This window comes from Paracidovorax sp. (assembly GCF_057642795.1).
The window spans coordinates 303932-316846 of record NZ_JBXYZY010000034.1 but is presented as its reverse complement, the minus strand read 5'-3'; the positions used below and the strand labels follow the sequence as shown (position 1 = coordinate 316846).

Annotated in this window: 14 protein-coding genes; 5 read left to right on the top strand and 9 right to left on the bottom strand. The window is 67.6% G+C overall.

What is annotated here, in order from left to right:
- Positions 1–93: 93 nt before the first annotated feature.
- Positions 94–897: a ferritin-like domain-containing protein gene (locus tag AC3A84_RS14420; RefSeq protein ID WP_487970532.1), complete on the bottom strand. Its 804-nt coding sequence runs from the start codon at positions 895–897 to the stop codon at positions 94–96.
- Positions 898–944: 47 nt separating this feature from the next.
- On the opposite strand from AC3A84_RS14420, the gene AC3A84_RS14415 reads away from it, so the two are divergent.
- On the top strand, positions 945–1469 hold the full coding sequence (locus AC3A84_RS14415; RefSeq protein WP_487970595.1) for a gamma carbonic anhydrase family protein: 525 nt from the start codon (positions 945–947) through the stop codon (positions 1467–1469).
- An 87-nt stretch (positions 1470–1556) separates the two neighbouring features.
- Positions 1557–2549, top strand: coding sequence for an Hsp33 family molecular chaperone HslO (gene hslO, locus AC3A84_RS14410; protein ID WP_487970530.1), 993 nt, complete (start codon positions 1557–1559; stop codon positions 2547–2549).
- Between the two features lie 86 nt (positions 2550–2635).
- Here the strand turns inward: hslO and AC3A84_RS14405 are convergent, their stop codons facing one another.
- The 6 genes from AC3A84_RS14405 to pyrG all read right to left on the bottom strand — a co-directional run bounded on the left by AC3A84_RS14405 (position 2636) and on the right by pyrG (position 8083).
- Positions 2636–3232 carry a hypothetical protein gene (locus tag AC3A84_RS14405; RefSeq protein ID WP_487970528.1) on the bottom strand — a complete coding sequence of 199 codons (597 nt, stop codon included), beginning with the start codon at positions 3230–3232 and terminating at the stop codon, positions 2636–2638.
- Positions 3233–3338: 106 nt separating this feature from the next.
- Complete coding sequence (locus AC3A84_RS14400) at positions 3339–3623, bottom strand: septum formation initiator family protein (RefSeq protein ID WP_487970526.1); 285 nt, start codon at positions 3621–3623, stop codon at positions 3339–3341.
- 142 nt (positions 3624–3765) lie between these two features.
- Positions 3766–5052 (bottom strand): phosphopyruvate hydratase, encoded by a 1287-nt coding sequence (gene eno, locus AC3A84_RS14395; protein ID WP_019700752.1) that lies wholly within the window; start codon positions 5050–5052, stop codon positions 3766–3768.
- A gap of 121 nt (positions 5053–5173) precedes the next feature.
- A complete protein-coding gene (locus tag AC3A84_RS14390) occupies positions 5174–5464 on the bottom strand; it encodes a DUF1330 domain-containing protein (protein ID WP_487970523.1) in 291 nt (96 codons plus the stop codon).
- A 46-nt stretch (positions 5465–5510) separates the two neighbouring features.
- Positions 5511–6368 carry a 3-deoxy-8-phosphooctulonate synthase gene (gene kdsA, locus AC3A84_RS14385; protein ID WP_487970521.1) on the bottom strand — a complete coding sequence of 286 codons (858 nt, stop codon included), beginning with the start codon at positions 6366–6368 and terminating at the stop codon, positions 5511–5513.
- 26 nt (positions 6369–6394) lie between these two features.
- Complete coding sequence (gene pyrG, locus AC3A84_RS14380) at positions 6395–8083, bottom strand: CTP synthase (RefSeq protein WP_092939723.1); 1689 nt, start codon at positions 8081–8083, stop codon at positions 6395–6397.
- A 103-nt stretch (positions 8084–8186) separates the two neighbouring features.
- On the opposite strand from pyrG, the gene coaBC reads away from it, so the two are divergent.
- From coaBC to AC3A84_RS14365, 3 genes are all read left to right on the top strand, one after another.
- Positions 8187–9407 (top strand): bifunctional phosphopantothenoylcysteine decarboxylase/phosphopantothenate--cysteine ligase CoaBC, encoded by a 1221-nt coding sequence (gene coaBC, locus AC3A84_RS14375; protein ID WP_487970518.1) that lies wholly within the window; start codon positions 8187–8189, stop codon positions 9405–9407.
- Positions 9408–9522: 115 nt separating this feature from the next.
- Positions 9523–9972, top strand: a complete 450-nt coding sequence (dut, locus tag AC3A84_RS14370) for a dUTP diphosphatase (protein WP_487970516.1) — start codon at positions 9523–9525, stop codon at positions 9970–9972.
- A gap of 134 nt (positions 9973–10106) precedes the next feature.
- Positions 10107–10622, top strand: coding sequence for an outer membrane lipoprotein (locus tag AC3A84_RS14365; RefSeq protein ID WP_487970514.1), 516 nt, complete (start codon positions 10107–10109; stop codon positions 10620–10622).
- Positions 10623–10715: 93 nt separating this feature from the next.
- Here AC3A84_RS14365 and AC3A84_RS14360 read toward each other — a convergent pair whose 3' ends face one another.
- Both AC3A84_RS14360 and AC3A84_RS14355 read right to left on the bottom strand, forming a co-directional pair.
- Positions 10716–11240, bottom strand: a complete 525-nt coding sequence (locus AC3A84_RS14360) for an FKBP-type peptidyl-prolyl cis-trans isomerase (protein WP_487970512.1) — start codon at positions 11238–11240, stop codon at positions 10716–10718.
- A 147-nt stretch (positions 11241–11387) separates the two neighbouring features.
- A complete protein-coding gene (locus tag AC3A84_RS14355) occupies positions 11388–12839 on the bottom strand; it encodes an aldehyde dehydrogenase (protein ID WP_487970510.1) in 1452 nt (483 codons plus the stop codon).
- Between the last annotated feature and the right edge of the window lie 76 nt (positions 12840–12915).

Genomic DNA, 12915 nt, shown 5'->3' with positions numbered 1-12915 from the left:
CCGTGGCGTCGTGTAGGCGAGTATGCAGGCCGCCGGGGTTGCGGTTCCGATCCGTGCTAGCTGGATGGAGCCCTCCGGTGCCGCGGTGGTTCCTCAGCCGTTGCACAGCCAGTCCATCTCGGCGTCGCTGAAGCCCGCTGCGCGCCGTGCGTCGGCGTTGAAGGGGGGCTTCAAACGCGGCGCCTCGTAGTGGCGCACCAGGTGCGCGTAATGCGCAACGGGGTCCAGGCCCGCGCGTTCGCAAGTGTGGCGATACCAGTGATTGCCGATCGCCACGTGGCCGATCTCTTCGCGCAGGATCACGTCCAGGATGTCCACCGCCGCCAGCGCGTCGTGCGTGCCCACCTGGCGCAGCTTGCGCTGTATCTGGGGCGTGGCATCGAGCCCGCGGGCTTCGAGCGTACGCGGCACCAGGGCCATGCGGGCCACGATGTCGTGCGCGGTCTTCTCGCACATCGTCCAGAGGCCCTGGTGCGCGGGGAAGTCGCCGTAGTCGTGGCCGGTGCTGCGCAGATGGGCGCGCAGCATGCGGAAGTGGCTGGCCTCCTCGCCGGCCACGCGCAGCCAGTCGCGGTAGTAGGCATCGGGCATGCCAGCGAAGCGCCAGACCGCGTCGAGCGCGAGGTTGATGGCGTTGAACTCGATGTGGGCGATGGCGTGCATCAGCACGGCGCGGCCTTCGGGGGTGGCGGGCGAGCGGCGGGCGACCTCGGTGTGGCGCAGCAGCGCGGGCCGCTCGGGCCGGCCTGGCAGGCTGGCCGGATCGGGCTCCGGCAGCGTGGCGTGGCTTGCTATGGAAAAAATAGCTGACTGCGCATGCATTTCGAGCGCTGCGGCCGATTTTTCTTCAGGGTCTGCGAGGCGCAAGACCTCCAGGGCACGTTGGCGAAGCTCCATCCCTACAATTCTAGTTTTTCCACCACATCCCGATGACAGGAGACCGCATGGCGCTGTATGAACTCGATGGCATTGCTCCGCGCGTGGCGGAATCGGCCTGGGTGGCGGAGAGCGCCGAGGTCATGGGCAACGTGGCGCTGGGCGAAGACGCCAGCATCTGGTTCGGCGCGGTGCTGCGGGGCGACAACGACCCCATCACCATTGGCGCGGGCACCAACGTGCAGGACGGCAGCGTGCTGCATGCCGACATCGGCCAGCCGCTGACGCTGGGCGAACGCGTGACCGTGGGCCACAAGGTCATGCTGCACGGCTGCACCATTGGCGACGAGTCGCTGATCGGGATCGGCGCAGTGGTGCTCAACGGCGCGAAGATTGGCCGCCATTGCCTGGTGGGCGCGGGGGCCCTGGTCACCGAGGGCAAGGAGTTCCCAGACGGCTCCATGATCCTCGGAAGCCCCGCCCGCGTGGTGCGCCAGCTCACACCCGAGCAGATTGAGGGCTTGCGCCGCAGTGCGCAGGGCTATGTCGAGAACGCCCGGCGGTTCCGCGCAGGACTGCACCGCATCGGCTGACCGCCCGCGCAATCGCCTGCCTGGCCGGGATTGCCCGGCTGTCCTCGTCCCATTCTTTTTTTTTCGTTTTTTGCAGGAAGGCACAGCGTGTCCGAACTCCACAAATTCCTTTTCGACGGTCTGCCGGTACGCGGCATGCTGGTGCGTCTGACAGACGCCTGGACCGAGATCCTGGCCCGCCGTGCCGGCAACACCACCACGGGCGCCTATCCTGAGCCGGTGCGCGAGCTGCTGGGCGAGATGGCCGCCGCTGCCGTGCTGATGCAGTCCAACATCAAGTTCAACGGCGCGCTGGTGCTTCAGGTGTTCGGTGATGGCCCCGTCAAGCTGGCCGTGGCCGAAGTGCAGTCCGACCTGAGCCTGCGCGCCACGGCTTCCGTCACGGGCGAGGTGCCGGTGTCGTCGCGCCTCTCTGACATGGTGAACGTAGGCGGTGGCGGCCGCTGCGCCATCACGCTGGACCCGAAGGATCGCCTGCCCGGCCAGCAGCCCTACCAGGGCGTGGTGCCGCTGCACGGCGACCACCACGAGAAGCTGGACAAGCTCAGCGATGTTCTGCAGCACTACATGCTGCAGTCCGAGCAGCTCGACACCACCCTGGTGCTGGCTGCTGACGACAAGGTGGCAGCCGGCATCCTGATCCAGCGCATGCCCATCAAGGGCGAGGGCAACCTCGGCGGGAGCGAGCTGAGCCACAGCGAGAACGAGGACCAGATCGGCCGCAATGAGGACTACAACCGCATCGCCACGCTGGCCGCCAGCCTGACGCGGGAAGAGCTGCTCTCGCTGGACACCGATACCATCCTGCGGCGCCTGTTCTGGGAAGAGAAGCTGCTGCGCTTCGTGCCCCGCGAAGGCGAGGAAGGTCCGCGCTTTGCCTGCACCTGCAGCCGTGAGCGTGTGAGCAACATGCTGCGCAGTCTGGGCGCGCAAGAGGCCGAGAGCATCCTGGCCGAGCGCGGCGAGATCGAGGTGGCCTGCGAGTTCTGCGGCCAGCAGTACCGCTACGACGCGGTGGATGCCGCGCAGATCTTCACCGGCGCCGTGAAGTTGCCGCCGGGCACGGACGCAGTGCAATGAACTGAGGTGGCCGGCCGCAGCTTTGCCGGCCGCCGGGTTTGCAGTCCGCTGGACTGAGGGCGCCTGCGCGCTCGCGGCAGCGTTTGTCAGCGCGCAGCGATGAGCCGCTGGAACAGCTGGTGCTCGCATTCCGGGTCGCTGCATTTCTCGCAGGCCCAGTTGCGCATGCGCAGCCGACGGTCGGCGACGGATGCCGGCGCTTGCTGCGCCTCGTTGGCTGCCGTGCTCTGGCGCACGCCTGCGAGGGCCATCAAAGCCCTGCTCGCCTGCTGCACGCGGGCCGGCATGTCGCCATAGAGCACCTGGTAGGGAATCTGGCCCGCGTGCAGTGCTCTGCGCAGTCGGGCGTGCAGGGCCTCGGCCGGAGCGTCTGGCGCGGGCCCTTCCAGCCCGCCCAGCAAGGTCAGCTGGTAGGTGGCGGCATGGCGGCGGGCTGCGGCCTCGATGGCGTCACGGCCCGGGTCTGGGGCCGCGCCTGCGCCAGTGGGGGAGGTCAGGGCTATTTCAGCGCCGGTGCAAGCGGCGGTCAGCACATGGGCCTGCAGTTCGGTGCGGCCCTGGAGTCGCCATGCGCGGCCAGCGGGCAGATCGGCGCGCACGGCTGCATCCAGCGCATGGGCCAGGGCGGCGCTGTCGTCGGCGCGATCGGCCAGGATGGCCACTTGGAAAACAGCGGGGGGCAAGGGATGGTTGCCTGTGGTGACGGGCGGCGAGAGACCGCCTCCATATGCGTGAATGAGGGGTGAAGGAAGCGGCAGGGCCCACCGTGCGTGAAGCCTGCGTGCCGCTTCAGCGCCGGTTGCCGGCGATCTGCACGTAGATCTCGTTGGGCTTGACCATGCCCAGTTCGCTGCGCGCCTTTTCCTCGACCATGTCCAGGCCGTCGCGCAGGTCCTGTACTTCGGAGCTGAGCCGATCGTTGGCCAGGCGGGCCTTTTCGTTGGCGGCCTTCTGTGCAGCGATCTTTTCCTGCATTTCCTGCACATGGGCCAGGCTGCCGCGCCCGGTCCATAGCTGGGCATGGACGCCCGCCAGCAGCAGCAGCAGGACCAGAGGGACGATGCGGGGGGTCATAGAGCCGGGTGTCGGGGGGGCGATGGCGTGCCGGGCCGCGCTGCAGTCCACCCGCACCTGCACGGCGCGTTGCGCCGGGCGCGGGGCCCGGCGGTGGCGTGGCTGCAAGCGGCGGCGCTCACGGCAGCAGCGCGGAGGCGCTTCAACGCAGGTTGTAGAACGCTGCTCGGCCGGGATAGTGCGCGATGTCGCCCAGGTCTTCTTCGATGCGCAGCAGCTGGTTGTACTTGGCGATGCGGTCAGAGCGCGACAGCGAGCCGGTCTTGATCTGGCCAGCGTTGGTGCCCACGGCGATGTCGGCGATGGTGGAGTCTTCGGTTTCGCCCGAGCGGTGCGAGATCACGGCCGTGTAGCCGGCGCGCTTGGCCATCTCGATGGCGGCGAAAGTCTCGGTCAGGGTGCCGATCTGGTTGATCTTGATGAGGATCGAGTTGCCGATGCCCTTGTCGATGCCTTCCTTGAGGATCTTGGTGTTGGTCACGAACAGGTCGTCGCCCACCAGCTGCACGTTCTTGCCCAGGCGCTCGGTCAGGTGCTTCCAGCCGTCCCAGTCGCCTTCGGCCATGCCGTCCTCGATGGAGATGATGGGGTACTTGTCCACCCAGGTGGCCAGCATGTCGGTCCATTGCTGGGCCGTCAGGCGGATGCCGCCTTCGCCTTCCAGCACGTAGTGGCCGTCCTTGTAGAACTCGCTGGCGGCGCAGTCCAGGCCCAGGGCGATCTGCTCGCCGGCGGTGTAGCCGGCAGCGTCGATGGCCTGCAGGATCAGCTGGATGGCGGCTTCATGGTTCTCGACGCTGGGGGCGAAGCCGCCCTCGTCGCCCACGGCGGTGCTCATGCCCTTGTCGTTGATGATCTTCTTCAGGGCGTGGAACACCTCGGCGCCCCAGCGCACGGCCTCGCGGAAACTCGGAGCGCCCACGGGGATGATCATGAATTCCTGCAGGTCCAGGCTGTTGTTGGCGTGCGCGCCGCCGTTGATGACGTTCATCATTGGCACGGGCAGCTGCATGCCGCCCATGCCGCCCAGGTAGCGGTACAGGGGCAGGCCAGATTCTTCGGCGGCGGCGCGGGCCACGGCCATAGAGACCGCCAGCATGGCGTTGGCGCCCAGGCGGCTCTTGTTGTCGGTGCCGTCCAGGTCGATCAGGGTCTTGTCCAGGAAGGCCTGCTCGGAGGCGTCCAGGCCCAGCACGGCTTCGGAGATCTCGGTGTTGATGTGCTCGACGGCCTTGAGCACGCCCTTGCCCAGGTAGCGGCTCTTGTCGCCGTCACGCAGTTCAATGGCTTCGCGGCTGCCGGTGGAGGCGCCCGAGGGCACGGCCGCACGGCCCATCACGCCCGATTCGAGCAGCACGTCGCATTCGACGGTGGGGTTGCCACGGCTGTCCAGCACTTCGCGGCCGACGATATCAACAATCGCACTCATGGGTTTCCTTCAGGGAGAGTTTCAAAAACCGGGACGGGTGGGGCCGATCTTCAACACCAAATCGGCCACCAGCGCTTGATCTTCTTGCGCAGTTTGCTATCGAAAGGGGAGCGCGTGCGGGTCAGACGCCTTCGACGCAGACCATGCGCATGACGGCCGCGCCTTCACGGGCGGCCTTGGCCTTCTGGTATTCGGGCGTGGCGTAGAACGCCTGGGCCGCTTCGAACGAGGGGAATTTCAGCACCACCATGCGGCCGGGGTTCCAGTCGCCTTCCAGCACCTCCACCTTGCCGCCGCGGATGCACACCTCGGCACCATGCACCTGCATGGCATGCGTGCTCCACTTCTTGTACTCCTCGTACTGCTCGGGATGGGTGACGTTGACGCTGGCGATGACGTATCCGCTGGGCATGGTGCTTGTCTCTTGGTGGTTGATGGGTGGTGGGGCCGGGAAGCGATCAGGCCTCGAAATCGTCTTCGAGGAAGCCGTTCTTCTTGGTGACCTCGTCGAGCGCCACCAGGGTTTCCAGCAGCGCCTTCATGCGGCCCAGGGGCACGGCGTTGGGGCCGTCGGACCAGGCCTCGGCCGGGCAGGGATGGGTCTCCATGAAAAGGCCCGCCACGCCAGCGGCCACGCCGGCACGTGCCAGCACCGGCACCATCTCGCGGGCGCCGCCACTGACCGTGCCCTGGCCGCCGGGCTTTTGCACCGAGTGGGTCACGTCGAACACCACGGGCGCGCCGGACTTGCGCATCTCGGCGAGGCTGGTCATGTCGGCGACGAGGTTGTTGTAGCCGAAGCTCACCCCGCGCTCGCAGGCCAGGAAACGGTCGGGCGACAGGCCGGCCTCTTCGGCAGCGGCTCGGGCCTTGTCGATGACGTTCTTCATGTCCCAGGGCGCGAGGAACTGGCCCTTCTTGATGTTCACCGGCTTGCCCGACTGCGCCACGGCGCGGATGAAGTCGGTCTGGCGGCACAGGAAGGCGGGCGTCTGCAGCACATCGACCACGCTGGCCACCTCGGCGACCTGCGCGGTGTCGTGCACGTCGGTCAGGATGGGCAGCTGCAGCTGGCGGCGCACGTCGTCCAGGATCTTCAGGCCCGCCTCCAGGCCCACGCCGCGCTTGCTGGAGCCCGAGGAGCGGTTGGCCTTGTCGAACGAGCCCTTGTAGATCAGCGGGATGCCGAGCGGCGCGCAGATCTCCTTGAGCCGGCCGGCGACGTCCATGGACATCTGCAGGCCCTCGATGGAGCAGGTGCCCGCGATGAGGAAGAAGCGCTGGTCGAGGCCGACGTTGAAGCCGCACAGTTGCATGGCGTTGTCTCCGTGGTAGCTGCGGCTCAGGCCGCTGGGGTGGCCAGCGCTGCCAGCGCCGCGGGGGCGCGAGAGGCCTGGTGCTCGACCGCGGCCTTGATGAAGGCGTTGAAGAGCGGGTGGCCGTTCCAGGGCGTCGATTTGAACTCGGGGTGGAACTGCACGCCGATGTACCAGGGGTGGACGTCCTGGGGCAGCTCGACGATCTCGGTGAGCTGCTCGCGCTGCGTGAGCGCGGAGATCACCAGGCCCGCCTTGCGCAGCTGGTCCAGGTAGTTCACGTTGGCTTCGTAGCGGTGGCGGTGGCGCTCGGTCACCACGTTGCCGTAGATCTGGTGGGCCAGCGTGCCGGGTGCCACGTCGGAGCTCTGCGCGCCCAGGCGCATGGTGCCGCCCAGGTCGGAGTTGGCGTCGCGCTTCTTGATCGTGCCGTCCGCATCCTTCCACTCGGTGATCAGGGCGATCACCGGGTGGGGCGTGGCGGCATCGAATTCGGTGCTGTTGGCGTTCTTCAGGCCGGCCACGTGGCGGGCGTATTCGATGGTGGCCACCTGCATCCCTAAGCAGATGCCCAGATAGGGCACCTTGTGTTCGCGGGCGAAGCGGGCCGTGCAGATCTTGCCTTCCACGCCGCGCGCACCAAAGCCGCCGGGCACCAGAATGGCGTCGTACTTGGCCAGCTTCTCGGCCGCATCCGCCGCGCCGATGGTTTCGGAATCGACGTGCTCGATCTTCACGCGCACGTGATTCTTCATGCCGGCGTGGCGCAGCGCCTCGTTGACCGACTTGTAGCTGTCGGACAGATCGACGTACTTGCCCACCATGGCAATGGTGACCTCGCCCTGCGGATGCTCGGTCTCATAGACCAGCTGGTCCCAGCGCTTGAGGCTGGTGGGCGGCGTGTTCAGGCGCAGCTTGTCGCAGATCAGGCCGTCCAGGCCCTGCTCGTGCAGCACGCGGGGCACCTTGTAGATGGTGTCCACGTCCCACATGCTGATCACGCCCCACTCGGGCACGTTGGTGAAGAGCGAGATCTTGGCGCGTTCCTCGTCGGGAATGCGGCGGTCGGCGCGGCACAGCAGCGCATCGGGCTGGATGCCGATCTTGCGCAGCTCCTGCACGGTGTGCTGCGTGGGCTTGGTCTTGAGCTCGCCGGCTGCCGCGATGAAGGGCAGGTAGGTCAGATGGACGAAGGCGGCGTTGTTGGGGCCGAGCTTGAGGCTCAGCTGGCGCACGGCCTCCAGGAACGGCAGCGATTCGATGTCGCCCACGGTGCCGCCGATCTCGACGATGGCCACATCGACCGCGTCGTCGGTGCCGACGCCGGCGCCGCGCTTGACGTATTCCTGGATCTCGTTGGTGACGTGCGGGATCACCTGCACGGTCTTGCCCAGATAGTCGCCACGGCGTTCCTTCTCCAGCACCGACTGGTAGATCCGGCCGGTGGTGAAGTTGTTGGATTTCTTCATGCGCGTTTCGATGAAACGCTCGTAGTGGCCCAGGTCGAGGTCGGTTTCGGCGCCGTCGTCGGTGACGAACACCTCGCCGTGCTGGAACGGGGACATGGTGCCCGGGTCCACGTTGATGTACGGGTCGAGCTTGATGAGGGTGACTTTGAGGCCCCGCGATTCGAGGATCGCGGCAAGGGAGGCTGAGGCGATTCCCTTGCCCAGGGAAGACACCACACCGCCGGTGACGAAGACAAATTTGGTCATGTCTTTTATGGTGGTGGGAAATCGGAATTATAGAGGCCGGCCCGACTGCGGTCGCCGCGGGCTGGCCCATGCCCCCCGGCACCGTCTGCTAAATTGCGCTCCCATGAATGAGCTTGCTGGCAAACACATCGTCCTGGGCCTGAGCGGAGGCGTGGCCTGCTACAAGGCCGCCGAACTCACACGACTGCTGATCAAGGCCGGTGCAACGGTGCAGGTCGTGATGACCGAGGCCGCCGGCCAGTTCATCACGCCGGTGACCATGCAGGCCCTGAGCGGCCGCGCCGTCTATGGCTCGCAGTGGGACGCGCGCGAAGCCAACAACATGCCGCACATCAACCTGAGCCGCGAGGCCGATGCGGTGCTCATCGCGCCGTGCAGCGCCGACTTCATCGCCCGCCTGGTGCAGGGCCGGGCCGACGAGTTGCTGAGCCTGCTGTGCCTGGCGCGCCCCGCCGATCGCGTGCCGCTGCTGCTGGCCCCCGCCATGAACCGCGAGATGTGGGCGCACCCGGCCACCCGGCGCAACCTGGCCCAGGTGGCGGCCGACGGCGCCACGGTGCTGGGCGTGGGCACCGGCGAGCAGGCCTGCGGCGAGACGGGCGACGGCCGCATGCTGGAGCCGGCCGAGATCATGGAAGAGCTCGCGGCCTTCTTCACCCCCCAGCGCCTCGCCGGCCAGCGCGTGCTGGTCACGGCCGGGCCGACCTTCGAGGCGATCGACCCGGTGCGCGGCATCACCAACCGCTCCAGCGGCAAGATGGGCTTCGCCATCGCCCGTGCCGCCCGCCATGCGGGCGCCGAGGTCACGCTGGTGGCCGGCCCGGTGGATCTGCCCACTCCGCGCGGCGTGCACCGCATCGCCGTGCAATCGGCGCAGGAGATGCTGCGGGCCGTGATCCCGCAAGCGCAGGATGCTACTGTTTTCATAGCGACTGCCGCGGTGGCCGACTGGCGCCCGGCGCAGGCCGCCTCGCAGAAGATCAAGAAGGATGGCTCGGGCGACGTGCCCACGCTGAGCTTCGTGGAGAACGAAGACATCCTCGCCACCGTGGCGCAATCCGAGCGGGCCCGCTCGGGAGCGCTCTTCTGCGTGGGCTTCGCCGCCGAAAGCGAAGACCTCATAGCCCATGCCAGCGCCAAGCGCGTGCGCAAGGGCGTGCCGCTGCTGGTGGGCAACATCGGGCCGGCCACGTTCGGGCAGGACGACAATGCCCTGGTGCTGTTTGACGCCCAGGGTCACCAGGACCTGGGGCGCGCCTCCAAGCATGAGCTGGCCGGTCGGCTCGTCGAAGAGATCGCCCGGCGGCTGCCAGCCGCGCGCTGACGGGGCGTTTTCCGGCGCTGGGCTGCTGTCGTTGCCCAGGGCTGGCCTGGGGCGTACGGCGCTTTCCCGTTTTCTTTTTTCACACCTGGGCGGACCCATCGTCCGCCGCCTTTCCATGAAGATCGACCTGAAGATTCTCGACCCCCGCATGGCAGAGCAACTGCCGGCCTACGCCACGCCCGGCAGCGCCGGCCTGGACCTGCGCGCCTGCCTGGATGCGCCCATCACCCTGGAGCCGAACGCCTGGCAGCTTGTGCCCACGGGCATCGCCATCCACCTGCGCGATCCGGGCTACGCCGCGATGATCCTGCCGCGTTCGGGCCTGGGCCACAAGCACGGCATTGTGCTGGGCAACCTCGTGGGCCTGATCGACAGCGACTACCAGGGCCAGCTGATGGTGAGCGCCTGGAACCGCAGCGGCACGGCCTTCACGCTGCAGCCCATGGAACGGCTGGCGCAGCTGGTGATCGTTCCGGTGGTGCAGGCACAGTTCAACGTGGTGGATGAATTCGGCGCTGTCTCCGAGCGCGGTCAGGGCGGCTACGGCTCCACGGGCACGAACTGACCGCGCCGTGGGTGTAGGAGACCGCACTACGCGCATACCGCCTGCCGGCCCGCACGGAACCAAATGTGAGCAATGGTTCAATCGGTCAACGCACGGGCCCCATCGGCCATTGCTATGACAAAGGAGTTCAAACCATGCGTACCTCTTCCCGTCTGGCCACCCTGGCCGCTTCCGTGATCGTTGCCGGCACCCTGGCCGCCTGCGCCCAGCAGCCCATGTATTCGCAGTACCCGACGCAGCCTCAGCCGCAGCCTGCTCCGGGCTACAACACCTATCCTTCCGCAGCCAACAACCAGTACGGCACGGAATTCGGTACGGTGGCCAACATCGAGGTGCCTCAAGCCCGCAGCGGCGGCACCAGCGGTGCCGGCGCCCTGTTGGGTGCGGTGGTCGGCGGCGTGCTCGGCAACCAAGTGGGCGGCGGCATGGGCCGCGCGGCCGCCACGGCCGTCGGTGCTATCGGCGGTGGCTTCGCGGGCAATGCCATTGAAGGGCGCACCAACAACAACCAGGTGGCCGGCAACGGCAATTACCGCCTGATCATCAATCTGGACAACGGCGGCCAGCGCGTGTTCGACGTGCCTTCGCCCGGCGATCTGCGCCCCGGCGACCGCGTCCGCATCAACGGCGGTCAGATCTCGCGCATGTGATTGCGCCAACGCATCCCCGGGCAGCGCGCCCGGCGGGCGCACACAACACAACGGGCCCCTAGGGGCCCGTTTTTCATGCGCGCCTGCAAAGGCTCAGTGCAGCAGACCGCCTTCGGGCGCCTGGGGCTGGATGCGGAAGAAGCCCGTGCCGGCTGTGCCGCGGCCGATCTCTTCCTCCGTCGCCTCGCGCACGCCTTCCACCCGCAGATGCAGGCGCAGCGCGATACCCGCAAGAGGGTGGTTGCCGTCCAGCACCACGTGGTCGGGGTAGAGCTGCGCGACGGTATAGAGCGCATCGCGCGGCGCATCGGCATTGCAGCCCGGGGGTAGGGCGGAGCCCTCGAAGGTCATGCCTTCCTCGATGTCAGCTGGAAAGAGGTTGCGCGGCTCCAGGAAGAGCAGCTTGTCCTGGTAGTCGCCGAAGGCTTCTTCGGGCTCCAGGTGCAGGTCGAGCATGGTGCCTACCGCGTGGCCCTGCAAGGCTTCTTCCACCCGCGTCAGCAGGTCGTCGCCGCCGACCAGGAACTCCACGGGCTCATCGAGCACGTCCAGTTCCTCGCCCAGGGTGTCTTTCAGGATCCAGGTCAGAGCGACCACGCATTGAGAGGTGATTTCCATGGTGTGTGCAGCTTGCGCGGTTCGTGCCGCGATGGGAAAGATCGAAGGCCGCCGGTGCTCCGTTGTCACGAAGGCACGCGGCGGCCGCTGGGCGCGATTTTCCCACGGCTGCGCGGGCCGCCAAACCTGACCCTTGCGGTATGCCGATCAGAAGGGGTAGTGACGGGGGGTGGTCTGCATGGTGATCCAGCGCGTGTCGGTGAAGGCATCGATGCCCGCCTGGCCACCGAAATGGCCGTAGCCCGAGTGCTTGACGCCGCCGAAGGGCATCTGCGCCTCGTCGTGCACGGTCGGGCCGTTGACGTGGCAGATGCCCGCCTCGATGCGGGCGGCCACGCGCCAGCCGCGCGCCGTGTCGCGCGTATACACGGCCGATGCCAGGCCGAACTCGTTGTCGTTGGCCATGGCGATGGCTTCTTCCTCGCCGCGCACACGCACGATGGCCTTGACGGGGGCGAAGGTCTCTTCGCGGAAGATCGCCATGGCCGGCGTGACGCCGTCGATCAGCGTGGCCGGCATCAGCGTGTCGGTAGCCTTGCCGCCGCAGAGCAGCCGAGCGCCCTGGGCCAGAGCATCGTCGATCAACCGGTTGGCGCGCTCCACGGTCGCCATGTCCACCACCGAGCCGAGCACCACCGGGCCCTGGCGCGGATCGCCGAGCGGCAGCGCGTTGGCGCGAGCCACCAGCTTCGCGAGGAAGGCGTCGGCCACCGCCTCGTCCACGATGATGCGTTCGGTGGACATGCAGATCTGCCCCGAATTGGCGAAGGCGCCGAAGGTGCAGCCGGCTACGGCGGCGTCAATGTCGGCATCGTCCAACACCAGGAAGGGGGCCTTGCCACCCAGCTCCAGCACGGCCGGTTTGAGGTATTTGGCGCAGGTCTGGCCGATGATGCGGCCGACCCGCGTGGAGCCGGTGAAGTTCACGCGGCGCACGGCCGGGTGCGCCACCATCGCCTCCACCACCGCGCCGGCGTCGTCGGGCGCATTGGTCACGAAGTTGACTACGCCCGGCGGGAGGCCGCCTTCCTGCAACGCTTCGATGATCAGGCCGTGGGTGGCGGGGCACAGCTCCGAGCCCTTGAGGACCACGGTATTGCCGCAGGCCAGTGGCGCCGCGATAGCGCGCACGCCCAGGATGACGGGCGCATTCCAGGGAGCGATGCCCAGCACCACGCCTGCAGGCTGACGCACGGCCATGGCCAAGCTGCCCGGCACGTCGGAAGGAATGATCTGGCCATTGATCTGCGTTGTCAGCGATGCGGCTTCCAGCAGCATGCTGGCTGCCAGATGTACGTTGAAGCCGGCCCAGAGGCCCGATGCACCGGTCTCGGCGGCCATGGCAGCGGCGAATGCGTCGGCCTTGGCTTCCAGTGCCTGCGATGCCTTCATCAGCATCTGGCGGCGGTCGGTGGGCCCCAGAGCGGCCCAGGCGGGAAATGCCTTGTGCGCGGCCTCGACGGCGCGAACGGCGTCTTCGGGTGTGGCAGCCGGGGCTCGGGTGGCCACCGAGCCGTCCAGTGGATTGCGGCGTTCGAAGTTGGCGCCGTTGCCGGCTTTTGCGGCTTCTCCGGCGATCAGCATGGTTTGTTCGATCACGAATGTCTCCTCGGTCGGATGGGGGAAGTTGCCCCGGAGCGCGTGCAGCGCTTGGCGGGCACTGCATCGTGCCACC